Annotated in this window: 30 protein-coding genes; 14 read left to right on the forward strand and 16 right to left on the reverse strand. The window is 67.7% G+C overall.

Annotation, left to right across the window (positions count from 1 at the left end; genetic code table 11):
* The first annotated feature begins 19 nt into the window (after nt 1-19).
* The gene (locus CSW60_RS14050; RefSeq protein WP_099537973.1) at nt 20-904 is read left to right on the forward strand and encodes a DUF817 domain-containing protein; all 885 of its coding nucleotides are present in this window, start codon (nt 20-22) and stop codon (nt 902-904) included.
* A 141-nt stretch (nt 905-1,045) separates the two neighbouring features.
* Here CSW60_RS14050 and folE read toward each other — a convergent pair whose 3' ends face one another.
* A complete protein-coding gene (gene folE / locus CSW60_RS14055; RefSeq protein WP_066684186.1) occupies nt 1,046-1,681 on the reverse strand; it encodes a GTP cyclohydrolase I FolE in 636 nt (211 codons plus the stop codon).
* 198 nt (nt 1,682-1,879) lie between these two features.
* On the opposite strand from folE, the gene cysS reads away from it, so the two are divergent.
* The 7 genes from cysS to CSW60_RS14090 are packed head-to-tail and all read left to right on the forward strand — an operon-like array spanning nt 1,880 to nt 8,188.
* Entirely contained in the window at nt 1,880-3,271 is a 1,392-nt protein-coding gene (cysS, locus tag CSW60_RS14060; RefSeq protein ID WP_099537974.1) for a cysteine--tRNA ligase, read from the forward strand.
* Between the two features lie 5 nt (nt 3,272-3,276).
* Nucleotides 3,277-4,038 carry a 3-oxoacyl-ACP reductase gene (locus CSW60_RS14065; RefSeq protein ID WP_099537975.1) on the forward strand — a complete coding sequence of 254 codons (762 nt, stop codon included), beginning with the start codon at nt 3,277-3,279 and terminating at the stop codon, nt 4,036-4,038.
* A gap of 9 nt (nt 4,039-4,047) precedes the next feature.
* Nucleotides 4,048-4,509, forward strand: coding sequence for an SRPBCC domain-containing protein (locus CSW60_RS14070; RefSeq protein WP_099537976.1), 462 nt, complete (start codon nt 4,048-4,050; stop codon nt 4,507-4,509).
* A gap of 8 nt (nt 4,510-4,517) precedes the next feature.
* Nucleotides 4,518-4,982, forward strand: coding sequence for an iron-sulfur cluster assembly scaffold protein (locus CSW60_RS14075; RefSeq protein WP_099537977.1), 465 nt, complete (start codon nt 4,518-4,520; stop codon nt 4,980-4,982).
* Nucleotides 4,983-5,034: 52 nt separating this feature from the next.
* Nucleotides 5,035-5,289 carry a membrane protein insertion efficiency factor YidD gene (yidD, locus tag CSW60_RS14080; RefSeq protein ID WP_099537978.1) on the forward strand — a complete coding sequence of 85 codons (255 nt, stop codon included), beginning with the start codon at nt 5,035-5,037 and terminating at the stop codon, nt 5,287-5,289.
* Nucleotides 5,286-7,262 (forward strand): threonine--tRNA ligase, encoded by a 1,977-nt coding sequence (thrS, locus tag CSW60_RS14085; protein WP_099537979.1) that lies wholly within the window; start codon nt 5,286-5,288, stop codon nt 7,260-7,262. The genes yidD and thrS overlap by 4 nt, the downstream gene beginning before the upstream one ends.
* On the forward strand, nt 7,262-8,188 hold the full coding sequence (locus CSW60_RS14090; protein WP_099537980.1) for a glycosyltransferase family 2 protein: 927 nt from the start codon (nt 7,262-7,264) through the stop codon (nt 8,186-8,188). Before thrS ends, CSW60_RS14090 begins: the two co-directional genes overlap by 1 nt.
* 25 nt (nt 8,189-8,213) lie before the next feature.
* Here the strand turns inward: CSW60_RS14090 and CSW60_RS14095 are convergent, their stop codons facing one another.
* Genes CSW60_RS14095 through CSW60_RS14110 form a run of 4 tightly spaced genes read right to left on the reverse strand, consistent with a single transcriptional unit; the run spans nt 8,214 to nt 11,681 of the window.
* The gene (locus CSW60_RS14095; RefSeq protein ID WP_099537981.1) at nt 8,214-8,675 is read right to left on the reverse strand and encodes a hypothetical protein; all 462 of its coding nucleotides are present in this window, start codon (nt 8,673-8,675) and stop codon (nt 8,214-8,216) included.
* A 38-nt stretch (nt 8,676-8,713) separates the two neighbouring features.
* Nucleotides 8,714-9,070, reverse strand: a complete 357-nt coding sequence (locus CSW60_RS14100; protein WP_099539129.1) for a hypothetical protein — start codon at nt 9,068-9,070, stop codon at nt 8,714-8,716.
* A 2-nt stretch (nt 9,071-9,072) separates the two neighbouring features.
* Entirely contained in the window at nt 9,073-9,972 is a 900-nt protein-coding gene (locus tag CSW60_RS14105; protein WP_099537982.1) for a hydroxymethylglutaryl-CoA lyase, read from the reverse strand.
* The gene (locus CSW60_RS14110) at nt 9,969-11,681 is read right to left on the reverse strand and encodes a glycosyltransferase family 39 protein (RefSeq protein WP_099537983.1); all 1,713 of its coding nucleotides are present in this window, start codon (nt 11,679-11,681) and stop codon (nt 9,969-9,971) included. Before CSW60_RS14110 ends, CSW60_RS14105 begins: the two co-directional genes overlap by 4 nt.
* Nucleotides 11,682-11,736: 55 nt before the next feature.
* On the opposite strand from CSW60_RS14110, the gene CSW60_RS14115 reads away from it, so the two are divergent.
* Together CSW60_RS14115 and CSW60_RS14120 are read left to right on the forward strand one after the other, a co-directional pair.
* Nucleotides 11,737-12,474, forward strand: a complete 738-nt coding sequence (locus tag CSW60_RS14115) for a glycosyltransferase family 2 protein (protein ID WP_099539130.1) — start codon at nt 11,737-11,739, stop codon at nt 12,472-12,474.
* A 107-nt stretch (nt 12,475-12,581) separates the two neighbouring features.
* Entirely contained in the window at nt 12,582-13,001 is a 420-nt protein-coding gene (locus tag CSW60_RS14120) for a hypothetical protein (protein WP_099537984.1), read from the forward strand.
* 3 nt (nt 13,002-13,004) lie between these two features.
* Here the strand turns inward: CSW60_RS14120 and CSW60_RS14125 are convergent, their stop codons facing one another.
* Nucleotides 13,005-13,463 carry a tRNA (cytidine(34)-2'-O)-methyltransferase gene (locus CSW60_RS14125; protein WP_099537985.1) on the reverse strand — a complete coding sequence of 153 codons (459 nt, stop codon included), beginning with the start codon at nt 13,461-13,463 and terminating at the stop codon, nt 13,005-13,007.
* 200 nt (nt 13,464-13,663) lie between these two features.
* Here CSW60_RS14125 and petA point away from each other — a divergent pair, with 200 nt between their 5' ends.
* Genes petA through CSW60_RS14140 form a run of 3 tightly spaced genes read left to right on the forward strand, consistent with a single transcriptional unit; the run spans nt 13,664 to nt 16,367 of the window.
* Nucleotides 13,664-14,215 carry a ubiquinol-cytochrome c reductase iron-sulfur subunit gene (gene petA, locus CSW60_RS14130; protein ID WP_099537986.1) on the forward strand — a complete coding sequence of 184 codons (552 nt, stop codon included), beginning with the start codon at nt 13,664-13,666 and terminating at the stop codon, nt 14,213-14,215.
* Nucleotides 14,216-14,220: 5 nt separating this feature from the next.
* Nucleotides 14,221-15,507 carry a cytochrome b/b6 gene (locus CSW60_RS14135; RefSeq protein WP_099537987.1) on the forward strand — a complete coding sequence of 429 codons (1,287 nt, stop codon included), beginning with the start codon at nt 14,221-14,223 and terminating at the stop codon, nt 15,505-15,507.
* A 5-nt stretch (nt 15,508-15,512) separates the two neighbouring features.
* Nucleotides 15,513-16,367: a cytochrome c1 gene (locus CSW60_RS14140; RefSeq protein ID WP_099537988.1), complete on the forward strand. Its 855-nt coding sequence runs from the start codon at nt 15,513-15,515 to the stop codon at nt 16,365-16,367.
* A 131-nt stretch (nt 16,368-16,498) separates the two neighbouring features.
* Here the strand turns inward: CSW60_RS14140 and CSW60_RS14145 are convergent, their stop codons facing one another.
* The 4 genes from CSW60_RS14145 to ychF all read right to left on the reverse strand — a co-directional run bounded on the left by CSW60_RS14145 (nt 16,499) and on the right by ychF (nt 19,828).
* Nucleotides 16,499-17,257 carry a hypothetical protein gene (locus CSW60_RS14145; RefSeq protein ID WP_099537989.1) on the reverse strand — a complete coding sequence of 253 codons (759 nt, stop codon included), beginning with the start codon at nt 17,255-17,257 and terminating at the stop codon, nt 16,499-16,501.
* Between the two features lie 48 nt (nt 17,258-17,305).
* Entirely contained in the window at nt 17,306-17,983 is a 678-nt protein-coding gene (locus tag CSW60_RS14150; protein ID WP_099537990.1) for a dienelactone hydrolase family protein, read from the reverse strand.
* Complete coding sequence (locus CSW60_RS14155) at nt 17,983-18,663, reverse strand: dienelactone hydrolase family protein (protein ID WP_099537991.1); 681 nt, start codon at nt 18,661-18,663, stop codon at nt 17,983-17,985. The genes CSW60_RS14150 and CSW60_RS14155 overlap by 1 nt, the downstream gene beginning before the upstream one ends.
* Nucleotides 18,664-18,727: 64 nt before the next feature.
* Nucleotides 18,728-19,828 (reverse strand): redox-regulated ATPase YchF, encoded by a 1,101-nt coding sequence (gene ychF / locus CSW60_RS14160; RefSeq protein WP_099537992.1) that lies wholly within the window; start codon nt 19,826-19,828, stop codon nt 18,728-18,730.
* Between the two features lie 123 nt (nt 19,829-19,951).
* Between ychF and CSW60_RS14165 the strand changes: the two genes are divergently transcribed.
* Nucleotides 19,952-20,782, forward strand: a complete 831-nt coding sequence (locus CSW60_RS14165) for a pirin family protein (RefSeq protein WP_099537993.1) — start codon at nt 19,952-19,954, stop codon at nt 20,780-20,782.
* Here the strand turns inward: CSW60_RS14165 and CSW60_RS14170 are convergent.
* The 6 genes from CSW60_RS14170 to CSW60_RS14195 form a co-directional block, all read right to left on the reverse strand.
* Nucleotides 20,779-21,168: a response regulator gene (locus tag CSW60_RS14170; protein ID WP_201723062.1), complete on the reverse strand. Its 390-nt coding sequence runs from the start codon at nt 21,166-21,168 to the stop codon at nt 20,779-20,781. The two genes, CSW60_RS14165 and CSW60_RS14170, sit on opposite strands and share 4 nt — an antisense overlap.
* Complete coding sequence (locus CSW60_RS14175; RefSeq protein WP_099537994.1) at nt 21,168-22,247, reverse strand: sensor histidine kinase; 1,080 nt, start codon at nt 22,245-22,247, stop codon at nt 21,168-21,170. Before CSW60_RS14175 ends, CSW60_RS14170 begins: the two co-directional genes overlap by 1 nt.
* Nucleotides 22,244-23,092, reverse strand: coding sequence for an alpha/beta fold hydrolase (locus CSW60_RS14180; RefSeq protein ID WP_099537995.1), 849 nt, complete (start codon nt 23,090-23,092; stop codon nt 22,244-22,246). Before CSW60_RS14180 ends, CSW60_RS14175 begins: the two co-directional genes overlap by 4 nt.
* Before the next feature lie 193 nt (nt 23,093-23,285).
* Complete coding sequence (locus tag CSW60_RS14185; protein WP_099537996.1) at nt 23,286-24,038, reverse strand: tetratricopeptide repeat protein; 753 nt, start codon at nt 24,036-24,038, stop codon at nt 23,286-23,288.
* 31 nt (nt 24,039-24,069) lie between these two features.
* Nucleotides 24,070-24,690, reverse strand: a complete 621-nt coding sequence (pth, locus tag CSW60_RS14190; protein ID WP_099537997.1) for an aminoacyl-tRNA hydrolase — start codon at nt 24,688-24,690, stop codon at nt 24,070-24,072.
* Between the two features lie 88 nt (nt 24,691-24,778).
* Nucleotides 24,779-25,378 carry a 50S ribosomal protein L25/general stress protein Ctc gene (locus CSW60_RS14195; protein ID WP_099537998.1) on the reverse strand — a complete coding sequence of 200 codons (600 nt, stop codon included), beginning with the start codon at nt 25,376-25,378 and terminating at the stop codon, nt 24,779-24,781.
* Nucleotides 25,379-25,428: the final 50 nt, after the last annotated feature.

Below are 25,428 nucleotides of genomic sequence, written 5' to 3' on the forward strand. Positions count from 1 at the left end.
CGGCGCTTGCGGGGGCGAGATGAACCTCAAGGATCGGATCAAGGCCGCGGTGGCGGCGCTGGACGTCTGGGCCCGGCCCTGGGCGCGGCGGTCGCGCTGGCATGGCTACGCCTACGAGTTCCTGCTGTTTGGCCTGAAGCAGGCCTGGGCCTGCCTGTTCGGCGGCCTGATGCTGGCTCTGCTGGTCGGCACCAAGCTCCTTTGGCCCGAGCACGCGCCGCTGGCTCGCTACGATTTCCTCGTTATAGCCTCGGTCGCCATCCAGGCCGCGCTGCTGGCGCTGAAGCTGGAGCGCTGGGACGAGGCGCTGGTCATCTTCATGTTCCACGTCGTCGGCACGGTCATGGAGCTGTTCAAGACCGCCCACGGTTCGTGGATCTACCCAGAGCCGAGCCTCTTGCGGATCGGCGGCGTGCCGCTGTTCACCGGCTTCATGTACGCCTGCGTGGGCAGCTATATCGCGCGGATCTGGCGGCTGTTCGACATCACCTTCGAGCGCTACCCGCCGTTCTGGACGACGCACATCCTGGCGGTGCTGATCTACGCGAACTTCTTCACCCACCACTATGTGACCGACATCCGCCTGGGCCTCTTCGCCCTGTCGGCCCTGCTGTTCGGCCGCACCTGGTTCGTGTTCACGCCCGATCGGACCCCGCGCCGCATGCCCATGCTGATGGGCGCGGTCCTGGTGTCGTTGTTCATCTGGTTCGCCGAGAACCTCGGCACCTTCGCCGGGGCCTGGATCTATCCCAGCCAGTCGGCAGGCTGGCGCATGGTGCCGATCGAGAAGATGGGCGCCTGGTATCTGCTGATGCTGATCAGCTTCGTGCTGGTGACGCTGGTGCACCGCCCGGTGGACGCCTGCGTCGCGCGGATCCGGCAGGGGATCCGGGTGGCGGCTTAGGGGGCGATAGTTCCTCCCCCGCGAGGCGGGGGAGGTGTCGGCGGGGCCGACGGAGGGGGCAAGCTGGAGGTCGACCGCGTTAGCCCCCTCCGGCCCTCTGGGCCACCTCCCCCGTGTCACGGGGGAGGAGCTTTCCTTGCTCTACTTCCTCACCACCAAATCCATGAACCGCTGCTGCAGGACCTTGTCGGTCTTGAACACGCCGCGGAACTGGGTGGTGATCGTCGAGACGTCGTGGTGATGGACGCCCCGCGTGCTCATGCACTGGTGCTCAGCGTCGATCAGCACGGCCACGCCGGCGGCCGAGAGGTGGTCCTCGATGGCGTCGGCGATCTGCATGGTCATGGTCTCCTGGGTCTGGAGACGCTTGGCGAAGATCTCGACCAGACGCGCCAGCTTGGACAGGCCCACGACCTTGCCGGTCGGCATGTAGGCGACCCAGGCCTTGCCCAGGAACGGCGCCATGTGGTGCTCGCAATGGCTCTGCACGTCGATGCCGCGCAGCATGACCATGTCGTCATAGCCCTGCACATCCTCGAAGGTGCGCGACAGCTCCTTGGCCGGATCGCCCTGATAGCCGGCGAACCATTCCTCGAAGGCGTCGACCACGCGCTTGGGCGTGTCGATCAGGCCTTCGCGCTCGGGATTGTCGCCGGCCCAGGCCAGGAGGGTCCGGACGGCGGCCATGGCTTCCTCGCGGGAGGGGCGCTCGGCGGGTTCAAGATCAAGACCGTCATCGCTGCCGATCAGGGTTCGCTCGCGGGCAAGTGCGTCCATGTCAGGGGGTCTTTCCACGGGCTGAGTTGCGCCAGGACGCCGGTCGTCCTGGAATGACGCGTGCCACCCGTTTCACAGCTACGGTCGAAGCGTCGCTGCGGACGCATCGTTGGGCGTGGCCCAATCCGTATCCGAAGGATATATGGAGCCGGCTCCGTCCCGGAGCAACCTCTCCTTACGTCACAGCACTGCGACCCGATGACCCTGAAGATCCACGACACCCTGGCGCGCGAAAAGCGCGACTTCGTCCCCGCCGATCCCAAGCGGGTGACGATGTATGTCTGCGGACCCACGGTCTACAACTACGCCCACATCGGCAATTTCCGGCCGGTGGTGGTGTTCGACGTGCTGTATCGCGTGCTGCGCCACCTCTACGGCGAGGACGCGGTGGTCTACGCCCGCAACGTCACGGACGTGGACGACAAGATCAACAAGAAGGCCGCCGACGAGGGCGTGCCGATCTCGGTGATCACCGAGCGCTATCTGGCGGCCTACCATCAGGACGCCGACGCCCTGGGCGCGCTGCGGCCCAACCTTGAGCCCAAGGCCACCGAGCACATCGACGCCATCCTCGAGATGATCGGGAGGCTCGTCGAGAACGGCAACGCCTACGCCGCCGAAGGCCACGTGCTGTTCGACACCCAGAGCTTCGCAGACTACGGCCAGCTCTCCGGTCGGCCGCTCGACGAGATGATCGCCGGCGCCCGCGTCGAGGTCGCGCCCTACAAGCGCCACCCGGCCGACTTCGTGCTCTGGAAGCCGTCGAAGGAAAACGAGCCCGAGTGGGAAAGCCCCTGGGGGGCGGGCCGTCCGGGCTGGCACATCGAGTGCTCGGCGATGATCGAAAAGCAGCTGGGCCTGCCGATCGACCTGCACGCCGGCGGCATCGACCTGGCCTTCCCGCACCACGAGAACGAGGTCGCTCAGGGGCGTTGCGCCCACGGCCTGCCCACCTACGCCCGCTACTGGATGCACAACGGCTTCCTCGACATGGGCGGGGAGAAGATGTCCAAGAGCCTGGGCAACGTCATCATCCCGCACGAGCTGCTGAAGACGACGCCGGGCGAGGTGATCCGCTGGGCGCTGCTGTCGGCCCACTACCGCCAGCCGCTGGACTGGACGCCGGAGCTGCTGGAGCAGTCCAAGAAGTCGCTGGACCGCCTGTACGGCGCCTTGCGTCGCGCCAAGGACGTGCCGATGGACCAGGCCATGGAGGCTCCGGCCGAGGTGGTCGCCGCCCTGATGGACGACCTGAACACCCCGCTGGCCACCTCGGCCTTCTTCGAGGTGTCCAGCCTGATCGAGAAGGCCGTGACGGCCGGCGACACCGTCGCCATCGCCGCCAACAAGGCCCGGCTCCTGGAGGCCGGCGCCCTGCTGGGCTTCCTGCAGGCCGATCCCGACAGCTGGTTCGAAGGCGACGCCTCCGACGAGCTGAAGGCCAAGGTCGAGGACCTCTTGGCCCAGCGCGTGGCCGCCCGCGCGGCCAAGGACTGGACCGCCGCCGACGCGATCCGCGCCGAGCTGGACGCCCTGGGCGTGGTCGTCATGGACGGTCCGTCGGGCGCGACTTGGCGGATGAAGGACTAGGCGCCATGACCTTCGAGCAGCAGGTCGTCCTAGTCTCCGGCGCTGGCCGGGGACTGGGCGCGGCCATCGCCCGGGCCTTCGTCGAGAACGGCGCGCAGGTGGTGGTCAACTATCGTCGCAGCGAAGCCCAGGCCAAGGCGCTGGTCGCCGAGCTCGGCCAGCGCGCCGTCGCCATCCAGGCCGATGTCTCCGATCCGCTGGAAGCGCGCCGCCTGGTCAATGACGCGGCCGAGGCCTTCGGTCATCACGTCACGACGGTGGTGAACAACGCCCTGGGCGACTTCAGCTTCAACGGCGACGCCCGCGAGAAAATCCAGACGATCGGCTGGGACGACTTTCTCGGCCAATTGGAGGTCGCCCTTCGCGGCTCCCTGAACCTGATCCAGGCCGCCGCCCCGGCCATGGAGGCCGCGGGCTTCGGCCGGATCATCAATGTCGGCACCAACCTCTTCCAGAACCCGGTCGTGCCCTATCACGACTACACCGCCGCCAAGGCCGCGTTGCTGTCGCTGACTCGCACCGCGGCGGGCGATCTTGGTCCCAGCGGGATCACCGTCAACATGGTGTCGGGCGGCCTCTTGCGGGTCACCGACGCCAGCGCCGCGACGCCGGACGCGATCTTCGACCTGATCGCCCAGAGCACGCCCCTGCGCCGCGTCACCACGCCGTCCGAGTTCGCCGACGCGGTCCTGTTCTTCGCCTCCCCCTGGAGCCGCGCCGTCACCGGCCAGAACCTGGTGGTGGATGGCGGCTTGGTCAGGGATTAAGAAGCCCCCATGAAACGCGCCGTCGAACACCGCATCGGGGTCCAGGCCCCCGCCGAGATCGTCTGGGAGGTCGTCTCCGAGTTCGAGAGCTGGACGCATTGGAACCCGCTCTATCGCCGCGCCGAGGGCCAGATGAAGATCGGCTCCGCCCTGGTGCTGGAGCAGCATTTGCCCGGCGAAGCGCCGCGCGTCATCCAGCCGGTCGTCCACGACTGGGTGCCCTACGAGCAGCTGCACTGGCGCTCGACGCGGATCGGCGGCTTCGTCACGGCGATCCGCTATCTCGAGATCGAGAACATGGGGCCCGCCAACTCGACCTTCTCGAACGGCGAGCTGTTCATGGGCATGCTGGTGCGCTGGGTCAGTCGTGACGAGCGCCGCAAGCTGAAGGCCGCCTTCACGACCATGGGCGAGGCGGTCCGCGACCGCGCCGAGGCCCTCTGGTCCGAGCGCGGCGGATCTCCCATCTAAGGCGCGCGATGATCGACGACCTCTACAGCGCCAAGATTCTGACGCTCGTGGCCAACATGCCGCGCGCTGGGCGCCTGGCCACGCCTGACGCCAGCAGCGAGAAGGTCGCCAAGCTGTGCGGCAGCAAGATCACGGTCGACGTGGTGGTCGGCCAGGACGGCAAGGTCGTCGACTTCGCCCAGGACGTCAGCGCCTGCGCCCTGGGCCAGGCGGCCGCCGCGATCCTGGGCCAGAACGTCGTCGGCGCCGATCTTTCCGAGATCGAGTTGGCGCGAGACTCGCTTGCCGCTATGCTGAAGTCGAACGGTTCGCCTCCCGCGGGCCGATTTGCGGAGCTCGCCGTGCTGGAGCCGGTCAAGGACTATCCCGCTCGTCACGCCTCGACGCTGCTGGCGTTCGAAGCGACGGTCGAGGCTGTCCGTCAGGCCACAGGCGCCGCCGAAACGCGAACTAGCACCGCCGGCGCGGCTTGATCGCCCCGACCAGGGGGTTAGTACTTTACTGGACTAACAGTCGCGCGCCGGCATGACCCTCTACGACCGCACCGTCGACCTTGGCCTTAGAGCCTACAAGTTGACGCTCTCGCCTCTCATCGGGCGTCAGTGCCGCTTTACGCCGAGCTGTTCGGAGTACACGGCCGCCGCTCTCAAGGAACATGGCCCGCTCAAGGGCTCCTGGCTGGGGTTGCGACGGATTTGCCGCTGCAATCCGTTTGGTGGTTCGGGCTACGACCCGCCGCCGCCGCGACACCAGCCACGCAAGTGGAAATGTGAAGAATGATCGATCTGGTTTTCCCCGACGGCTCCTCGCGACAGTATCCGGACGGCGCCACGGGCCGCGACGTCGCCGCCGCCATCTCCAAGTCGCTTGAAAAGAAGGCCCTGCTGATCAAGCTGGATGGCCAGCTGCTGGACCTTGATCGCCCGCTGACGCCTGACCTGCTGACCGGCGAGCGCAAGTTCGAGATCCTGACGCGCGAGGCCCCCGAGGCGCTCGACACCATCCGCCACGACACGGCCCACGTGCTGGCCGAGGCCGTGCAGGAGCTGTTCCCCGGCACCCAGGTGACGATCGGCCCGAACGTCGAGGACGGCTTCTACTACGACTTCGCCCGCGACGAGCCCTTCAGCCTGGACGATCTGGAGAAGATCGAAAAGCGCATGAAGGAGATCGTCGACCGCGACGAGAAGATCACGCGCGAGGTCTGGGACCGCGACGAGGCCATCGCCCACTTCGACTCGATCGGCGAGCAATACAAGGCTCAGATCATCCGCGACCTGCCGCCGACGGACACGATCACGGTCTATCGCCAGGGGAACTGGAAGGACCTGTGCCGCGGCCCGCACCTGCCGTCGACCAAGCATGTCGGCAAGGCCTTCAAGCTGACCAAGCTGGCCGGCGCCTACTGGCGCGGCGACCAGAACAACGCCCAGCTGCAGCGCATCTACGGCACGTCGTGGGCCTCCGAGGCCGACCTCGAGGCTTATCTGAAGCGCGTCGAGGAAGCCGAGAAGCGCGATCACCGTAAGCTCGGTAAGACCATGGACCTCTTCCACATCCAGGAAGAGGGCAAGGGCATGGTGTTCTGGCACCCGAAGGGCTGGGCCCTCTATCGCGTGCTCGAGGACTACATGCGTCGTCGCCTGGACGCGGCCGGCTATAAGGAAGTGAAGACCCCGCAGATCCTCGACAAGAGCCTGTGGGAGAAGTCGGGCCACGCCGAGAAGTTCGGCCACGCCATGTTCATGTGCGAAAGCGCCGAGGGCGAGGTCCTGGCGGTCAAGCCGATGAACTGCCCGGGGCACATCCAGATCTTCAACGTCGGCCAGAAGTCCTATCGCGAGCTGCCGCTGCGGATGGCCGAGTTCGGCGCCTGCCACCGTTACGAGCCGTCCGGCGCCATGCACGGCATCATGCGGGTGCGCGCCTTCACCCAGGACGACGCCCACATCTTCTGCCGCGAAGAGCAGGTCACGGAGGAAAGCGCGCGGTTCATCGAACTGTTGCGCAGCGTCTATAACGACCTGGGCATGACGCTCGCGGACACCAAGTTCTCGACGCGGCCCGACCTGCGCGCCGGCACGGACGAGGTCTGGGACAAGGCCGAGTCCGCTCTGTCGGCCGCCGCCGAGGCCGCGGGCGAGACGCTGGTTCTTCAACCCGGCGAGGGCGCTTTCTACGGCCCGAAGCTGGAATTCTCGCTGAAGGACGCCATCGGCCGCGTCTGGCAGTGCGGCACCCTGCAACTCGATTTCGTTCTGCCGGAACGATTGGACGCCGAATACGTTTCGGAGGACGGTTCGAAGAAGCGTCCCGTGATGCTTCACCGTGCGATTTTGGGGTCGTTCGAACGTTTCATCGGCATTCTGCTGGAGAACTTCGCGGGCGCCCTGCCTGTCTGGCTAGCGCCGACTCAGGTGGTCGTGGCCACGATCACCTCGGACGCCGACGACTATGCTCGCGAGGTCGTGGAGACTTTGACGAAACTAGGTATGCGCGCGGAACTGGACCTGCGAAATGAGAAGATCAACTATAAGATTCGCGAGCACAGCCTCGCCAAGGTTCCAGTGATCGCGGTGGTCGGACGCAAGGAAGCAGAGACGAGGCAACTGGCCCTGCGTCGCCTGGGCGGCGAGGGGCAGAGCGTCCTGGCGCTCGAAGAGGCCATCGCCGTGCTGACCGCCGACGCCACGCCGCCTGACGTGGCGCGCGCCCGCGCCGCCAAGGCTGGTTCGGAGACGGTGACCGCCTGATGAACAGCATTCTCCCGTCCGTCTCGACCCTGACCGCCGGCGCCCGCCCGGCTCGCCCGCACGTGTCGGTGGTCATGGTCGTCTATCGGACGGGAGAAGCGCTTACCGAGAGCATCAAGCACGTTCTGGCCGAGCCTCTGGTCGATGAGTTTGTCATCATCGACAATGGCTCCTGCCCCGAAGAGCGGGACATGCTTCGCTCCCTGGCCCTGACCGAGCCGCGTGTGATCCTCAAGCAGGGCCACGGAAATATCGGCTTCGCCCGCGGCGCCAACATGGGCGCCACCACCGCGGGCGGCGAGCACATCATCTTCCTCAATCCCGACGCCAACCTTCAGCCCGGCTGCGTCGCGGCTTTGGTGACGGCCTTCAAGGGCCAGCCGACCCCGACCATCGTCGGTGCGCGGGTGCTGAATGTCGACGGCAGCGAGCAGCGTGGCGGTCGTCGCGGCGAGGTCACGCCGATCAGCACGGTGCTCAGCTTCGGCCAGCTAACCCGTCGCTATCGCAAGCTGGCGGCGTTCGAAATCCACCGCGAGCACGAGCCGCTGCCGTCCGGCCCGGCGCCGATGCCGACCATCTCCGGCGCCTGCTTCGCCATGCGCCGCCAGGACTTCGAGGCCCTGAACGGCTTCGACGAAGGCTATTTCCTGCACGTCGAGGACATCGACCTGTGCTGGCGCGCCCGCCGCGCTGGCGGCCAGGTGCTGTTCCAGCCCAAGGCCCGGGTCGTCCATCTCGGCCACACCAGCCTTGAGCATCCGGTGAAGGTCGAGTTCCACAAGGGCGTGGGCCTGACCCGCTACTTCATCAAGCGCGCCGACAGCCTGCAGCTGTTCGCCGCCGCCGTGCTGCTGGCCCCGGCAATCATGCTGATGAGCGTGTTCCGCCCTCTGCTCTGGAAGATGACCGGCCGGCCGATTTAGGCGGCTTGGCTTCCGGGACCCTCGACTATTCCGGAATGACGACCACGGCCGAGCGTGGCGCGGGGATGCGCGGCGCAAGCGTGGGATTGCCGGGATAGCGCTTGCCGTTGAACCGCAACCTCACGGTTCCGGGCTCCAATCCGCCGCCGCCGACATTGACGGCGATGTCGCGCCAGCCTTGCGAGCGCGTTGGCAGGACACGGATCGGCGCGCGCGTCACCGTCGAGCGGAGAACCTTGTCGTATCGACCCCCACGATCCCGCAGCACGACCAGGACGCAGCCGCCGCTGCCGCAGAAATCCGAATCCTCGATCAGGACGAACTGCTCGGCCCGCCGATCGCCATCGAGATCCGCCTGACCCCAGCGGTAGTGGCTGACTTGCAGGTCCCGTCGGACAAAATCGTCCAGCGCTGGAGGCGGGCCATTCGACGCTTGAGGGTGACTGGGAAGCGCGGCGAGCAAGAGGGCCAGTCCAAGGAAGACCATGATTTTCTCCAGCGCTGTGTCCGAACGCCATTAAGCGTCTACATCGGCCCGATCGTCTCGAACCGGCGCCCCTCCGGCCCTTCAATCGAGGTCGGCGCCTTCAGGTTCCTCGCGGGCAGCAGCTGCCGGTAGCGCTCGTACATCCTCTTTACGTCACGTCCCGGGCTGGCCGTCAGGCAAAGGTCGTACTCGCCCTCGCGCCCCCAGGGCTTTCGCTCCCAGCGCGCGACGTCGCGGTCGGCTTTCACCACCGCCGCCACCTTCTCCGCCAGGGGCCGATCTATGCCCATGCCATAGCTGCCGAACTTGATCGTCACGTCGCAGCGCGCGGCCGGAGCGGGCGCGGCCGCGCAGGCGGCCAGCACGATGAGCGGAAGCAGGGCGGCGAGGCGCAGCATCAGGCGGGGAACCCTCCAGCGCGAGCCAGGGACGAGGCGGGAGCCTTGCCCAAACGGTCGCTGATCTCGCGGCCGATGGTGATCAGGGCCGCCAGGTCATAGCCGGTCTCGAAGCCGGCCCGTTCCAGCATGTAGACCAGATCCTCGGTGCCGATGTTGCCGGTGGCGTTGGGAGCGAACGGACAGCCGCCCAGCCCGCCGACCGAGGCGTCCAGCACGTCGACGCCGGCCTCGACGCTGGCATAGGCGTTGGCCAGGCCCGTGTTGCGCGTGTCGTGGAAGTGCATGCGCAGGCGGGTGTTCGGCGCGGCCGCGCGGACCGCCTCGATGCGCTTGCGGACGGTCCAGGGATCAGCCACGCCGATGGTGTCGGCGATGGCGATCTCCGGCACGCCCAGGGCGGCCGCCTCGCGCACGATCGCCAGGACCTGGTCCTGGCTGACCTCGCCGTCGAACGGACAGCCGAAGGCGACCGAGATGGTGGCGGTGATCGGCGGGCCGCCGTCGGCCTGGCGGCGCTCGACGATGGTCGCCAGGGTCTCAAGCTGCTGGCGCACCGTGGCGCCTTGGTTGCGGACGCCAAAGCCGTCCGAGGCGCAGACCACGACATTGGCCTCGTCGCAGCCGGTCGAGACACAGCGCTCCCAGCCCCGCAGGTTCAGCACGAGGCCGATGCGCGAGCGGTTCGGATCCGCTGGCAGGGTGGCCATGATGTCTTCCGCGCCCGCCATCTGGGGAACGCGGGCGGGGTTCACGAACGAGACCACCTCGGTCCGTCGCGCGCCGGCGGCCTCCAGCTTGCCGATCAGGTCCAGCTTCTCGGCGACCGACAGCGAGACCTTCTCGTTCTGCAGGCCGTCGCGCGGCCCGACCTCGACGATTTCGATGAAGCGGCTCATCGCTGCGGATCTCCGGCGGGTTCGTTGGGTTCGACGGCGTCCTCGGCGGGCGCGAGCGGCTCGCCGCGATAGATGGTCAGGCGTTCGCGGTCGCCGTCGGAATAGTTCAGACCCTCGACCGTCGTGACCGGACGCGGGGCGAGGCCCAGCTGGTCCATGGCGGCGCGGAACGGCTTTTCCTCGCGGCCTTCGACGATGGCCGGGCGGCCTTCGGCGATCGCGCCGGCCGCGCCTTCGCCGTCGGTCAGCTGGGTCGTGGTGCCCAGCTGGAAGATCAGGCTGGGCTCGGCGTAGCCCGTCACCGCCACGGGGCCCGGCGCGCCCGAGCGGGGCGAGAGCCGCGCCTGGTCCAGGGCCTGGGCGAGGTCGCGCGACAGGAACAGCGGCTCAAGCCGCGGGATCAGGCCGGCGGTCAGGGCGATGTGGGCCGCGATCCCCAGGGCGCCGGCCGCGAACAGGCCTCGCACGGCGTGGCGACGGGCGACCAGGACCGCGCCGGCGGTCCCGGCGGCGAAGGCGAACACCGCCGCCACGATGGTCCAGCCCAGGTCATGGACGGTCCCGAACTCCTTCTGGCCGTAGAGGGCGACGGCCGCCAGCAACGCGCCCATCAGCACCGAGAGGCCGCCGCCCAGCCAGCGGACGATCCGGCCCAGCGGCTCGCGCACGGCCGCGGCCATCAGCATGGCGAGACCGCCATAGGCAGGCAGGGCGTAGTGGACCAGCTTGGTCGGCAGCAGCTCGAACATCAGCCAGGTCGGGACCAGCCAGCACACGGCGAAGCGGACGCCGGGGTCCTTTCGGCGCGTCCAGGCGACGGCCAGGCCGGCCGGCAGAAGCACGGTCGCCGGGAATGACAGCAGCGGCGAGAGCAGGGCGTGGTAGCCGAACGGCCCGGCGTGGCCCTCCTGGCCGCCGGCCATCTTCGGCGCGAGATCGCCGCCGATCGCCGTGCCCCAGAAGGCGCCGTCGGTGGCCACGGTGATCATCATCGCCCAGGGCAGGACGATGGCGGCGAACAGGATCGCGCCCCAGGTCCAGCCCAGGTCCTTCATCCAGCGCGTCTTGCGGTCCCAGACGGCGAGACCCGCCAGAGCGAAGAACACGGTCAGCAGGCCCACGGGCCCCTTGATCAGCGCCGCGACGGACAGGCCGAGCCAGAAGGCGAGCTTGGTCAGCTTGCCTGCGCTCTCACCCTTCAGTTGGGACGCGTAGATCCGCGCCAGGGCGCCCATGGCCAGGGTGGTGGTTCCGCAGAGGGCCGCGTCGGTCTTGGCGATGAAGGCTTCGGATGAGAGCAGGAAGGTCGCGCCCAGGATCGAGCCGGCGATCAAGCCGGTGCGTGGGTCGAGCAGCGCCGCCGCCCCCCAGGCGCAGGCCGCCGCCGCCAGCATCGCGCCCAGCAGCGACGGGATGCGATAGGCCCAGATCTGGCGATCCTCGGCGTCGGAGAAGGTCTTCACCGCCACCGCCTGCAGCCAGTGGATGCCGACCGGCTTCTTGAAGCGCGGCTGATCCTGGAACTTGATGACGACGTAGTCGCCGGTCTCCAGCATCTGCGAGGTCGCCTGGGCGAAGCGCGACTCGTCGCGGTCCAGCGGCGGCATGGCCAAGAGGCCGGGCAGGCCAGCGATCAGGGCGACCAAGGCGGCGAACAGAGGGCCGCGCCACCCTCGGCTCCAGTCATCCAGGCGAGATTCAAGCGTCATGGCGCCTGGAATAGCACGATCTTTCCCGAAGCAACTTTTGCTGTATGAGGAGGCGATGAACGCCACCGTCTCGCCGACGCCCGATTTCTCCGTCGTCGTCCCCGTCTTCGACGAGGGCGAGGCCGCCCCGAAACTGGCGCGCGAGATCGCCGCCGCCTTCGTCGGCGAGAACTACGAGATGATCTTCGTCGACGACGCCAGCCGCGACGACACCAAGGCCCGCCTGATCGCGCTGAAGGCCGAGATCCCTCAGCTGCGCGTGCTGGGCCACCGGAAGAACTCGGGCCAGAGCCGAGCGGTGCGCAGCGGCGTCCTGGCCGCGCGCGGCCCGATCGTCATCACCCTGGACGGCGACGGCCAGAACGACCCGACCGACGCCCCGCGCCTGGCCAAGGCCCTGGCCGCCGGTCCCGAGACCCTGGCCCTGGTCGGCGGCGAGCGCGTGAAGCGCCAGGACAGCAAAGCCAAGCGCTTGGCCTCCAAGTTCGGCAACGGCGTGCGCAAGCGCCTCTTGAAGGACACCGCCAACGACACCGGCTGCGGCCTGAAGGCTTTCCGCCGGGAGGCGTTCCTGCGCCTGCCGTACTTCGACCATATCCACCGCTACATCCCGGCGCTGATGCTGCGCGAGGGCTACGAGGTCGCGTTCCAGCCGGTCAATCACCGCCACCGCGAGACGGGTGTGTCGAAGTACACCAACCTCGGACGCCTCAAGGCCTCGATCTCGGACCTGCTGGGCGTGATGTGGCTGCAGTCGCGGGCCCGCAACCCGCAAGGCGTTGACGAGGCTTGAGGCGCCGGGCCTGAGTCGAAAGGTCGCGCCGGCTTCACCCGGCCCCAAAATCCCGTTAGGCCTTTAACCACCACGACGCCGGGGGCGCCGTCGAAGGGGGAAGTTCGATGTTCGCCGCGGTTCCGCTGCTGGCCCTGCCGGTCCTGGTCTACAATCTGATCGTCCTGACCCTGCCGAATGGCTTCAAGGCCGCTGACGCCAGCCTTCGCCTGGCCGAGCCGCTGTTCGCCATCCCGATGGCCTCCGGCGCCGGCTGGGCGGTCAGCCTCTCCGACCTGCTGCTGGCGGCCTCGCTGGTCGTGTTGTTCGTCGAGCTCCTGAAGTCGGCCAACAGCAAGCGCCTGGCGATCGTCAACCACTCGCTGTCGATGGTGCTGTTCATCATCTGCCTGGTCGAGTTCCTGCTGTTGCCGGCCTTCGAGACCTCGACCTTCTTCCTGCTGGCCTTGATGGTGCTGCTGGATGTGCTGGCCGGCTTCATCGTCACCATCGTCGCCGCGCGTCGGGACGTGGATTTCGGCGACTAGGGCCTACTCCGGAAAGCCGCCTGTCTGCCGCAGCGCCTCGCCCAAGGCCATGGCGGCGGTGGTCGCCAGGTTCATCGAGCGAGTCTCGGGGCGGATCGGGATGACGATGCGGCCCTGCGCCGCCGCGTGGACGTCCTGGGGCGCGCCGCGGCTCTCATTGCCGAACAGCAGGGTGTCTCCGGGTTCGAACGAAAACCTGTGAAACGGTGTCGCACCCCGGGTCGTGAACAGCAGGAGCCGCCCGTCAACGCGCTCCGGCGCCTTAAGGAATGTCTCCCAACTGTCGTGCCGCTTGAGGTGGGCGAGGGGGCCATAGTCGAGGGCCGCGCGCTTCAAGCTCTTGTCATCCAAGGGAAAACTGCAGGGCTCGATCACATCGAGACCCACGCCGAAACAGGCGGAAAGACGAATGGCCGCCCCGACGTTTTGGGGAATGCCTGGTTGAAAAAGTGCGATGCGCATAATAAGCGAACCAACCACAAGGGCAGCAGGGGCTTTGCCTCGAATCGAAAGGACTTGCGGACTCCGTCCGCGCGTCCGATACGACGATCCGACCGCTGCCTTGTGGCGGAGATCCGCTTGCGGGTCGAGTAAGATATGGCGTCGTATGACGCTTCTCCAAGCCTGCCGCGCCGCGGTGGGAGGAAAAAAGGGGTGACTAGGTGGCCGACACCGCCGTGGGCGCAACGACCGAGCCGGAACACGGGAGCGATCCCTCCCGGCGCGACTTCATTCACATCGCCGCGATCGCGGCCGCCGCCGGCGGCGCCGCGACCCTGGTCTGGCCGTTCATCGATCAGATGAACCCGTCCGCGGACACGCGGGCCCTGGCCTCGACCGAGTTCGACCTGACCAAGGTCGCCGAGGGGCAACAGGTCACGATCAAGTGGCGCGGCAAGCCGCTGTTCGTGCGCAACCGCACCAAGGCCGAGATCGCCAAGGCCGTCGCCGACGACGGCGCGGCGATGAAGGATCCGGAAAAGGATTCGGCGCGCGTGAAGCCGGGCAAGGCCCAATGGCTGATCGTCGGCGGCAACTGCACCCACCTGGGCTGCGTGCCGACCTTCGGCGGCGGCGAGTACGGCGGCTGGTTCTGCCCGTGCCACGGCTCGGTCTACGACACCTCGGGTCGTATCCGTAAGGGCCCCGCGCCCAAGAACCTGGTGGTTCCGGAATACGCCTTCCTCTCCGACACCAAGGTCAAGATCGGCTAAGCGAGATGAGCGGACATTCGACCTATCAACCCAAGACCGGTTTCGAGCGCTGGCTCGACGCCCGTCTGCCGATCGTGCGTCTGGGCTACGACTCGTTCGTCGACTACCCCACGCCGCGTAATCTGAACTACTGGTGGACCTTCGGCGGCATCCTGTCGCTGTGCCTGGCCTCGCAGCTGATCACCGGCATCATCCTGGTGATGCACTACACGCCGAGCGCCGCCGGCGCCTTCGCGTCGGTCGAGCACATCATGCGCGACGTGAACTACGGCTGGCTGATCCGCTACATGCACGCCAACGGCGCGTCGATGTTCTTCATCGCCGTCTACATCCACATGCTGCGCGGCCTGTACTACGGCTCCTACAAGGCGCCCCGCGAAGTGCTGTGGCTGCTGGGCTGCGTGATCTATCTGCTGATGATGGCGACCGCCTTCATGGGCTACGTCCTGCCTTGGGGCCAGATGTCGTTCCACGGCGCCGTCGTGATCACCAACCTGTTCGGCGCCCTGCCGCTGGTCGGCGAAAGCATCACCACCTGGCTGTGGGGCGGCTTCGCGGTCGACAACCCGACCCTGAACCGCTTCTTCTCGCTGCACTACCTGCTGCCCTTCATGATCGCGGGCGTCGTGATCCTGCACGTCTGGGCGCTGCACGTGGTGGGCCAGAACAACCCGACCGGCGTCGAGCCGAAGTCGAAGGCCGACACCGTGCCCTTCACGCCGTACGCGACGGTGAAGGACGGCTTCGCGATGAGCGTCTTCCTGATCCTCTTCGCCTTCTTCGTCTTCTACATGCCGAACGCCCTGGGCCACGCCGACAACTACATCGAGGCCAACCCGCTGGTGACGCCGTCGCACATCGTTCCGGAATGGTACTTCCTGCCGTTCTACGCGATCCTGCGCGCCGTGCCGGACAAGCTGATGGGCGTGCTGGCCATGTTCGGCGCCATCGCCTGCCTGTTCGCCCTGCCGTGGCTGGACACCTCGAAGGTGCGCTCGATGCGCTACCGCCCGACCGCGAAGATCTACTTCGTGTTCTTCCTGGTGGCCTCCTGCGTCCTGGGCGTCTGCGGCGCTAAGCTGCCCGACGATCCGGTGATCCCGCACCTGACCACCTTCCAGCTGATGGGTTCCGACCTGAACAGCTTCGTGTGGCTCAGCCGCGTCGCCGCCCTCTACTACTTCGCTTTCTTCCTGGTCGTGCTGCCGGTCCTGGGTCTGGTCGAGAAGACCCTGCCCGTGCCGGACTCGATCGCCTCGCCGGCCCTGTCGGCCGACGCCAAGAAGGGTTGATCCCGATGCTCCGCAAACTCTCGGTTATCGCGGCGGCGGCGGGTCTCCTGGTCGCCGGCGCCGCCGGCCCGGCCCTCGCCAACGGCGGCGCGCTGGAAGCCAAGGACGTCCACTGGTCGTTCGAAGGCCCCTTCGGCAAGTTCGACCAGGCCCAGCTGCAACGCGGCTTCAAGGTCTATCGCGAGGTCTGCTCGGCCTGCCACTCGCTGAAGCTGGTGGCGTTCCGCAACCTCGGCGACAAGGGCGGGCCCTTCTATAACGAGAAGTACCCGAACTCGAACGACAACCCGTGGGTCAAGGCGATCGCCAAGGACTACGAGGTCGCCGACATCGACGGCGAGACCGGCGACGCCATCAAGCGTCCGGCCACCAGCGCCGACCACTTCCCGGGTCCGTTCGCCAACGAAGCCGCGGCTCGCGCCAGCAACGGCGGCGCCCTGCCGCCGGACATGTCGCTGCTGGCCAAGGCGCGCGAAGAGGGCCCGGCTCACATCTATTCGATCGTGACCGGCTACGTGACGCCGCCCAAGGGCCTGACGGTCCCGACCGGCGGTCACTACAACCCCTACTTCCCGGGCGACCTGACCTCGGCCTGGCATGGCAGCCATGAACACGTCCCCCCGGGCGGCTTCATCGCCATGGCCCCGCCGCTGAAGGACGGCCTGGTCTCGTTCGACGACGGCACCAAGTCGACCCTCGACCAGCAGGCCAAGGACGTCTCGGCCTTCCTGATGTGGGCCGCCGAGCCCAAGCTGGAAGAGCGCAAGCAGACCGGCTTCGCCGTGCTGATCTACCTCGTCCTGCTGAGCGGCCTGCTGTACGCCAGCTACAAGGCCGTGTGGCGCAACGAGTCGCACTGAGCCTGCCTGAGCAGGCTCAGCCTTATAGATGGAGCGCGGTGACGCGCTCCGGGCGGTCCTGTTGCTCTGAAGTTCGAAAGGCCCGGCGGCGACGCCGGGCCTTTTTCTTTACGGCTGCTTTTCTCGGGACCTTACGGCGCCACCGACAAGGTCCGCCCCTCGGCGTCCAGCCTCAGGCGATGCCTGGCCCAGAGACCGGTTCCCAGGGTCCCGCTGACGCCCTCGGGCAGGTCGTCCGCCAGGGTGGCCGGCACGTTCTCGGCCAGGACGCCGCCGATCGACAGGGCCCGTAGCCGCGCGGGCGCCTTGTGGCGGGCGTTGGCGTCCAGCTTGCCCGTCGCGCTCGCGTCGCGGCTCGAAAGGCGGGTCATGGCCTTGGAGGCCGTGTCGATCGCGAAGGCCCCGTAGAAGGCGCGCGGACCGTCGCTGACGCCCGCGGCCACCGTGGGCAAGCCCTCGATCATCGAGACGGGGAACACCACCTGGCGCCTGGCGCGCCAGGGCCGGTCGATGCGCAGCCGGCAGCGGGCGAAGTCGATCTCGACGCTATGTCCGGCCAGGACGTCCATGCCGATGACGCCGGCGATCGGCGTGACGAAGCCCGCGCCCCGGGCGTCAAGATCGGCGATCTTGACCGACACCGCTGCGGCCGTCAGCCCGGCCACCCGTACGGGCGCGGTGAATTCCGGCTCGAGAATGCCCTCCATCTGGGCCTTGGTGTCGTGCAGCAGGGTGCGCGGGGCCGACAGGTCGATCACGTAGTCGCCGGCCATGACGCCGATCACCGCCGGGGCCACGACCGCGCCGTTCTCGAACCAGCAGTCGGTCTCGCCCGCGTGGGCGACGGCCAGCGGCGTCATCAGGACGAGAAGCGCAAGACGGAAACGCATATCAGCGAGCCTAGCTTAGCTGTCCGTCGCGCGCGACGGCTTTGCCGATTATGCCTCGCCCTTGCCGCCGCTTGAGCGCTGGAACAGCTGGAAGGTCCGCAGCAGCGCGAGATGCGCGCTGTCGGGGTGGTGGCCGCTGGGCGCCACGAAGGCGTGGCCGGCCTCGTAGAGATAGATCGGCAGGTCGGGGTGGGCCTCGCGGATCGCCTCGACATCGGCCAGCGGGATCATCGGATCGGTCTTGCCGAAGTGCAGGATGGTCGGGACCTTCGGGGTCTCGTTCCTGTAGGCCGCGATGTCGCCGCCGTAGAAGGCCGCCACCGCGGTGAGGCCTTCGCAGCGGCAGGCGGCCAGCCAGGCCGTGGTGCCGCCATAGCAGAAGCCCATGGCGAACACCGGCCCCTCCAGGGCGTCGATCGCCGTCTGGACGCGGGGCAGGGTCGAGGCGCCCCAGCCGGTAAGCCGGCCCATCTCCATCCGCGCGTCCAGGATCGCCGGCTCGGTGTCGGCCAAGGGGAAGTCGGCGTCGGCGGCGTCCATCAGGCTGGGGACGATCACCTCATAGCCTTGCTCGGCCAGGCGGCTGGACAGCTCGCGAAGATGCGGCGTGACGCCCCAGATCGCATGCAGCATCACCACGCCGCCGCGCCGAGCCTCCTGGGCGGGCTCATGCCAGGCCGAGAACGGCGCGCCGTCGCGCGTGGCCAGAGCGATCCGCTGTCCCATCACGAGGCCCCGTGTTCCGCGAAGAACGCGACCGTGCGCTGGCGGGCCAGTTCGGCGTCAGCGAGGTCGGAGTCCGGGCGACCGTCGTTGTTGAAGCCGTGGCCGCTGGCCTCGTAGACATAGACCGGAACCTCGGGGTGGGCGGTCCAGATGGCGGCCTTCACCTCCTCGGCGGGGATATGAGGGTCCTTGGCGCCCAGGTGGACGATCACCGGCGCCTTCAGGTCGAACTTGGCCATGCCCGCGACCCCGCCGCCATAATAGCTGGACGCCGCCGACAGGCCTTCGCAGCGCGCCGCCGCCAGCCAAGCCATGGTCCCGCCATAGCAGTAGCCGACCACGAAGACGGGACCTCGCCCCTTCAGGAAGTCGATGCACGCCTGGATGTCGCCCATGGCGTTGTCGGGGCCGTTGGCCAGGGCCAGGTCCTTGCCGCGGGCGAAGCCGGCTTCATCATGCAGGGCGGTGAAGCCCTTCTCGCCGCGATCGAACATCGACGGCGCTAGCACCTCGAAACCCCGCGCCGCCCAACGGGCGACGTCCTCGTGGACGTACTGATCGAGGCCGAAGATCTCCTGGATCACGATCACGCCGCCCTTGCGCGGGCCTTCCGGCTCGGCATGCAGGGCGGTGAACGAAAAGCCGTCGTGGGCGGCGGTCAGGGCGATCATCTGGGCCATACGCTGACTCCCCAATGAGAAACGGCCGGGGCGTCTCCGCTCCGGCCGCTGATATCTTGAACGCCTAGACGTTGAAGCGGAAGTGCATCACGTCGCCATCCTTGACGACGTACTCCTTGCCCTCGGCCCGCATCTTGCCGGCTTCCTTGGCGCCGGCCTCACCGCCCAGCTTGATGAAGTCGTCGAAGGCGATGGTCTCGGCGCGGATGTAGCCCTTCTCGAAGTCGGTGTGGATGACGCCGGCCGCCTGCGGGCCGGTGTCGCCGACGTGGATGGTCCAGGCGCGGGCTTCCTTGGGGCCGACCGTGAAGTAGGTCTGCAGGTTCAGGAGCTTGTAGGCTTCGCGGATCAGGCGGTTCAGGCCCGGCTCCTCCAGACCCAGGGTCTCGAGGAACTCGGCGCGTTCGGCCGCGTCCAGCATGGCGATCTCGCTCTCGATCTGGGCCGAGATGACGACGCTCTTGGCGTTGTCCTTGGCGGCGCGCTCGGCCACCAGGTCGCTGTACTTGTTGCCCTTGTCGGCGCTGCCTTCATCGACGTTGCAGACATAGAGGGCCGGCAGCGAGGTCAAGAGCTGCAGCATGTGCCAGGCCTTCTCGTCCTCCTTGTCGATGGTCGCGGCGCGGGCCGGGCGGCCCTCGCGCAGCTGGGCCAGGGCCAGGTTGACCAGACGCAGGGTGTTGGCGGCTTCCTTGTCGCCGCCCGACTTGGCCTTCTTCTCGATGGCCGGCAGGCGCTTTTCCAGGCTCTCCAGGTCGGCCAGCATCAGCTCCATCTCGATGATCTCGAGATCGCTGAGCGGGTCGATGCGGCCTTCGACGTGGGTGATGTCGTCGTCCTCGAAGCAGCGCGCGACGAAGGCCACGGCGTCGCAGTCGCGGATATTGGCCAGGAACTGGTTGCCCAGGCCCTCGCCCTTGGACGCGCCGCGCACCAGGCCGGCGATGTCCACGAAGGTGATCCGGGCCGGGATGATCTCCTTGGAGCCGGCGACCTTGGCCAGGGCCTCCAGGCGCGGCTCGGGCACGGCGACGTCGCCGGTGTTGGGCTCGATCGTGCAGAACGGATAGTTGGCGGCCTGGGCCGACGCCGTCTGGGTCAGGGCGTTGAACAGGGTGGACTTGCCGACGTTGGGCAGGCCGACGATGGCGACTTTCAGGGCCATGGAACTCTCGTGAATTTCGTTGGCGCGCGCTTAGCACGGATGGCCGCGAAAGGCGAACCGGCGCGGCCCTCTTGCGCTAACCGCAACAAGATCTGATATCGATCGTCGAACAAGGAGTCCGTCATGAGCGTTCGTCCCGTCCTGAAGATCGTCAAGGGCCTGCCCGCCTCGGATGGCGACGGCGTGCGTTTGACCCGCATGCTGGGCACGCCCGAAGCCCAGATGTTCGATCCGTTCCTGATGCTGGACTGTTTCGACAACGACCAGGCGTCGGACTACATGGGCGGCTTTCCGGACCACCCGCATCGCGGTTTCGAGACCGTGACCTACATGCTGGAAGGCCGGATGCGTCACAAGGACAACACCGGCCGCGAGGGCGTGATCGGGCCGGGCGGAATCCAGTGGATGCGCGCGGGCAAGGGCATCGTCCACTCCGAGATGCCCGAGCAGTCGGAAGGCCGCATGCGCGGCTTCCAGCTGTGGGTGAACCTGCCGGCCAAGCTGAAGATGAGCGCGCCCGGCTATCAGGAGTTCGAGGCCGACAGCATTCCGGTCGAGGCCCGCGACGGCGGCGTCTCGGTCAAGGTGATCTCGGGCGCGACCGATGGCGGCGTGGCCGGTCCGATCGGCGGCGGCGCGGTGGACGCCCTCTATTTCGACGTGGTGCTGCCGGCGGGAACGGTCTTCGAGGAGCCGGTCGGCGACGATCGCAACGCCATGCTGGCGGTCTATGAGGGCAAGGTCCGCGTCGCCCACGACACGGTGGAGGCGCTGTCGGGCGTGTTCCTCGGCCGCGGCGACACCGTCCGCGTCGAGGCGGTCACCGACGCTCGCGTCCTGCTGCTGGCCGGCCGTCCGATCGGCGAGCCGGTCTTCTGGCACGGCCCGTTCGTGATGAACTCCCGCGACGAGATCGTCCAGGCGTTCGACGACTTCCAGCGCGGCCGCTTCTAGACCTGATACGGCGGCGCGGTCTTCAGCAGCGTCTGGACCACCGAGCCGAGCTGCCCCTCCGAAACCGGCTTGAACAGCACCGCGGCGGGGTGGTGGCTCTCGATCCGCTCCAGCGTCGCCGGCTCGCGCGAGCCGGTGATGAAGATGACCTTGGAGCCGACCTGTTCGCTGATGTCCTCCGACGCCTGGATGCCGTCGCGCTCGCCCTGCAGGCGCACGTCCATCAGCACGAGATAGGGCTGGTGAGCGTGGGCCATCTCCAGCGCGCTGTCGGCGGTGGCCGCCGTGCCGCAGACCTCCAGGCCCATGTCCTCGACATAGATGCGCAGAGTCTCGGTGATGATGAACTCGTCGTCGACGATCAGGACGCGGTTGGGGTGCAGCATCAGGCGGTCCTCGGCGTGGGAAGGCGCGCCTCCCAGCACACGCCCTTAGTCTGAATCGCCTCGATGCGTCCGCCCAGCTGTCGGACCAGCCCGTCGACGATCGAAAGTCCCGAGGTCTTTTGCTTCTGAAAGTCCTGGGGCAGGCCGACGCCGTTGTCGGCGACGCGCAGCACCACCTCGCCATCTCCTTGCGCGCCCAGGCTGACGTTGATCTCGCCTGAACCGGCGGGGAAGGCGTGCCTCATGGCGTTGGTCGTCAGCTCGGTGACCAGCAGGCCCAGCGGCGCGGCGAAGTCCAGGTCGACGGCCAGCGGGGCGACGTCCAGCGCCAGGGTCACCGTCTCGGGCGCGTCGAGGCGCAGGTGCGCGACGAGATCCTTCAGGAACGCCCCGACGTCAAAGGTCTTGAGATCCGCCGAGCCCATTAGCTGGTGATGCACCAGGCCCAGGGCGAAGATCCGTTTGCGCAGTTCATCCATGGCGGCCTTGGCGGAGGGATCCTCAAGCCTTCGCGCCCGCATCAGCAGCAGGCCGTCGACGACCTGCAGGTTGTTCTTCACCCGGTGATAGACCTCGCGCAGCAGAAGGTCCCGCTGCGCCAGCGCCGCCGTGCGTTCGGCGACCAACTGCTCGAGCCGTTCGTTGGCCTCGCTCAGCGCCTGCTGGGCCGCCTTCTCCTCGTTGATTTTCGCGACCACGGCCTGGCGGGCGGCGATCAGCTCCAGCTCATAGGCGCGTCGCTCTGGGGCCGAGAACAGCGCGCCGTATCGGCCTTCACCCTCGGCGCCCGGCGTCACCGTCAGCAGGACCGCGCGCGGCCGTCCATCGGCGTGGTCGAGCTCCAGGAAGATTTCCTCGGCCGCGCCCTCCGTCAGCAGGGCGTGCTCGACCTTCAGCGCATAGACGAACTGCGACGAGCGGGTCAGCAGGGTCCGCAGGGGACGACCGATGACATCCTCACGGGGCAAGCCGACCATCTGGGCCATCCTGAGATTGGCCTCCTGGATGATCATGTCTCCGTCGGCCTCGAAGAGGCCTACCGGAGCGGACTTCCCCAGTTCCTTGTCGCCGGTGCTCAAGAGGGCGTCTCCGCCAGGAACCGCTCGATGGCGGCGACGACGGTCGCCGGGGCGCTGAGCTGAGGATAGTGCCCTCGGACGTCCATGACCTCGAGGCGGGCGTGCGGGATGTGATCGGCCAGAAAGCGCGCCGCGGCCAGCGGAACGACCACGTCGGCCTTGGCCTGCAGGACGGCCGTCGGGACCTTGCACGCGGAGAGATGCGCGCGATGGTCCGACATGAAGGTCGCTTCGGCGAAGCGGCGGGTCAGCTCGGCGTTCTCGCGGCTGAAGCTGAAGACCAGCTCCTGGGTCAGGGCGGGATTGTCGGGCTGGTCCATGACGCGGGGCGCCAGGGCCCGGGCCCAGCCTTGGAAATCCAGCTCCATCAGGCCCAGGAAGTCCTCGACGTCCTTCGGATCGAAGCCGCCTTCGTAGCCGGCGTCGTTCAGATAGCGCGGCGAGGCGCCGATCATGATCAGCCGGCCGATCCGATCGGTGCGCAGGCTGGCGAGCAGGGAGATCATGCCCGAGACCGAATGGCCCACGATGCTGGCGTCCCGCAGGTCCAGAGCCTCGAGAATCTTCACAAGGTCGTCGGCGTAGCCTTCCAGGCCGCGATAGCGGTCCGCGTCATAGCGCGCGAAGTCCGAGGCGCCGGATCCAATGTGGTCGTAGAGGATCACGCGCCGCTTGGCCGAGAGGTCCGGCGCCATCCGCGACCAGATCGTTTGATCCGTGCCAAAGCCATGCAGCAGGACAAGCGGCGGCTCGCCAACGCCCACCTCGCTCACGGCGTGCGCCTTGAGCATGGCCTCTTCGCGTTCGGACAAGGCGTGGGCCCGCCGGACGACCAGATACGGCATAGCGGTCTATCTCCTCCCAAACGGGAAACGCTAGCTCATCCTACACTTTTTGGGCGAACAGAAAGGGAAGTCAATGTAGCCGCGGAGCCGGAAGTCGCGCGATCCAGGCCGAGCGAAAATCGGTGGATTTATAGCACAAACAGAGGCTTGGCCTTTACTCGGAGTTTATCGGCTTGGGCCGAGCTTGTCCTTGTCAGCCGCCCACCGCCGCGGCCGCGAAATCACGCCAGCGCTTGGCTTCCTTGCGGAAATGACTGTGGGTCTTGGCGAGGCGCTTGTCGATCTCGGCCAGCTGCGCGCGGGCCTCGTCCTTGCGGCCCTGGCGCGCCAGGAAGACGGTGTAGCGGGCGACGCCCTCGAAGCCCGGATAGTGGTCGGCGGCCCAGCGCAGGGCGGTCTCGGCCTGTTCGTCGCGGGCCAGGGCCTGATAGACGCGGCCCAGGGCCAGCATGGTGTGGGGCGTGCGGCCCGCGTTGGGCGTCTCGCCCAGCTTCTCCAGCAGGGGGAGAGCCTCGCCCGGGCGGTTCAGCTCGATCAGCGCGTTGGCGCGGCCCAGCAATAGCTGGGGATCGTCGGCGTACATGCCCGTCAGGCTGTCGGCGTAGAGCCGTTCGGCCTCGGCGTGCTTTCCCAGTTCCGTGGCGGCCACCGCAAGGCGGACGCGGTTGGCGACGGTGGGCGCGTCATCGACGGCCTTGGCGGCTTCGCGGTACTCGCGCTGCGGGTCCAGAGCCTGTCGGGCGGCGGCGCCCACCTTGCGCGCGGTCCGGCCGCCCCAGAGCTGGGGTCCGATGACGGCGATGAAATAGACGAGCCCGCCGATCGGCTGGAACGCCAGGATGATCCACAGCCAGTACATCTGCTGGCCGGTGCGGACCACGTGGACGCACAGGGCGATGGCGATCAGGAGCGACAGGCCGAGAAGCGGCAGGGGCAGCGAGAACATCCTGGCGTCTTCTCCCGAGCGACCGGCGGCGTCAATCGTCGGATTTGGCGGGCTTCCTCGGATCGGCCTTCGGCGCGGGGGCCAGGCGCATGACCTCGGCCTGGTAGCGCTCGTCATCGCCGACGGCCGCGAAGGGGAGGGCGTCGGCGATCGCGTCCAGCATCGGGTCCAGCCACTGGTGCTCGACCTTGTGGAAGTCGCCCAGCACGTAGTGCATGACCGCGTCCTTATGGCCGGGGTGGCCCACGCCGATGCGGCCGCGGCGGAAGGCGTCGCCGACCTGGCTAGTCACCGAGCGGATCCCGTTGTTGCCGGCCGCCCCGCCGCCCGCCTTCATCCGGAAGCGCCCCGGGGCCATGTCGATCTCGTCGTGGAAGACGATCACGTCGGCGGGCTTGAGCTTGAAGAACTTCATGGCCTCGCCCACGGCGCGGCCGCTCTCGTTGTAATAGGTCTTGGGCTTGAGCAGGAGCAGCTTCACCGGCCCGTCGGGCGTGTTCACCTGGCCCTCGCAGGCCAGCCCCTGAAACCGCGCGCGCCACGGCGCCGTGCCCCACTTACGCGCCAGGGCGTCGACGGCCATGAAGCCGACGTTGTGGCGGTTCTTCTCGTACTTGGGCTCGGGATTGCCCAGGCCGGCGAGGATCAGCATCGCGGAGTTCTCAAGAGCACAAAGCAAAAAGGGCGGGCCCGAAAGCCCGCCCTTCTCAAATCAGATCGGAGATCCGACCGCCAGGCGATTAGCCTTCGGTCGTGGTGTCGCCGGCGTCCGACTGGGCGGCCGACGAGGCCTTGACGTTGGCGATCACGAAGTCGCGGTCCATGGCGGGCTTCACGCCGGCGGGCAGCTTGACTTCCGAGATGCGGATCACGTCGCCCAGGTCGTGGTTGGCCAGGTCGATGACCAGCTCTTCCGGGATCTGGTCGGCCGGGCAGGCCAGTTCGACGGTGTGACGGATGACTTCCAGCGTGCCGCCCTTCTTCAGGCCGACCGAGATGTCCTGGTTCTTGAAGTGAACCGGCACTTCGATCTTGATCAGCTGGTGCTCGTCGACGCGGTACAGGTCGAAGTGGATCGGCTCGTCGGTGACGGGGTGGAATTGCACGGCCTTGGCGATGACCGATTGCTTTTCTTCGCCGTATTGCAGCGTGACCAGGTGGCCCAGCAGCTTGCCGGTGTACAGCGACTTGCGGAATTCGTTGGCCTTCACGGCGATGTTCACCGGAGCCTTGCCGCCGCCGTACAGGACGCCGGGGACCTTGCCTTCGCGGCGGGTGGCGCGCGCGTTGCCGGTGCCGGCGCCGTCGCGGACTTCAACGTTCAGAATGATCTCGGCCATGAGGCTGTCTTTCTCGAGAGCCGTATGCTCTCGTCTATGACCCAGCGCCT

Origin of the sequence: Caulobacter sp. X (genome assembly GCF_002742635.1) — a bacterium.
Taxonomy (GTDB): domain Bacteria; phylum Pseudomonadota; class Alphaproteobacteria; order Caulobacterales; family Caulobacteraceae; genus Caulobacter.